This is a genomic window from Neobacillus drentensis, assembly GCF_036962765.1.
GTDB classification, from domain to species: Bacteria; Bacillota; Bacilli; order Bacillales; family Cytobacillaceae; genus Neobacillus; species Neobacillus drentensis_C.
This window is the reverse complement of record NZ_JBALOS010000425.1, coordinates 1-326: the sequence shown is the minus strand read 5'-3', so window position 1 is coordinate 326 and position 326 is coordinate 1.

Sequence of the window (326 nt, the reverse complement as noted above, 5' to 3'; positions counted from 1 at the left end):
AAGATGAGGAATTTAGCTCTGCTTACATTCAAATGCTAACCAGAGATCTCGATGAAAGAGTCATTGTAAAAAATATTTAGAATGTGCAAGGGGATGAAAGGGGAAAACGTTAAGTTTTTTTCTCAAATGGTGAGACAATAACATTCGATACTAAACGCGGCGAATCTTTCATTTTGACACTGGAGTGTACATTTATTTCCACGAATTAGGAAGTATCGGGGAAGACCTAATCAACTATTATGGAAGCAATAACGACCACCTTAGGCAGCAACGATTCTGTTGCTGCCTGTCTTTTTGTTAAAATTCTATAAAAATTTATCCGTTTA